Here is an 847-nt window from a genome sequence, read left to right on the forward strand (position 1 = left end):
CCGCGTCATCCCAGGCAGCGGCGCGTCCGGGCGCCGGGGGCACCGGCAGGCCGTCCTTCATCCGCAGCAGCCGCACCACCTCCGTCCCGTCCAGCAGGCTGACCTCGCCGCTCATCCGCCCGAGCCGCGACAGGCGCAGCAGCACCGCCTGCGCCTCCCGCCACTGGATGGAGCCGTTCCGCAGGACCTGCCCCAGTTCGAGATGCAGCAGCCCTGGGCGGTAGCGGCGGGAACCGGGCACGGCATCGATGAAGCCGGCCTCCCGCATCGCGCGCAGCACGCGGGAGGCATTGCTCTTCGGTAGGTGCAGCAGGTCCGCCACCTCGGAGGTGGTCAGTTCCGGATGGGCCGGCGAGAAGCAGCGCAGCACCGCGGCGGCGGTGTTCAGCATCGACATGGCGGTTCAGACCTCAGCGCGCCGGGCCCCGGAGGCCGGGCAGGCCCGGGACGGGGTGGCGCGATCGAACGGGGGGCCGGGGCGCGGAAGCCAGGGCGACGGAACCGGTCCGCCGGCGCGGGCGGCACGGCGGAAGGGCAGGGGCCGAGGCCGGACGGCCAGGGCGACGGAATGCTGAAACAGAAGACGAACGGCGAAACTTACCTTCATGAGTGAATGTCAGGAGGTTACAGCGCCTCCTATCCGGCGGCTACCCCCCGTCCAGCAGCCCGTCCAGCAGATCCCGCAGCAGCCCGGCCCCCTGTTCCAGCCCGTCCAGCTTCAGCGGCCGGCCCGCGGCGGCCCCCAGGGCCGGGGAACCCTGCGCGGCACCGGGCAGGGTGCCAGGGGAGGTCCCGGCGACGGGCCTGTCTCTTGATCACATCTACGCACAGCTCCACCGTAAGGCGA

1 protein-coding gene is annotated in these 847 nt (G+C 73.0%); it reads right to left on the minus strand.

Annotated features, from left to right (window positions below; all coding sequences use genetic code 11):
* Positions 1-397 (minus strand): helix-turn-helix domain-containing protein (locus ROTAS13_RS25235; protein ID WP_139323604.1); only part of this gene is annotated, 397 nt, incomplete at its 3' end.
* Positions 398-847: the final 450 nt, after the last annotated feature.

Source organism: Roseomonas sp. TAS13 (assembly GCF_001950415.1).
Classification (GTDB): Bacteria; Pseudomonadota; Alphaproteobacteria; order Acetobacterales; family Acetobacteraceae; genus Roseomonas; species Roseomonas mucosa.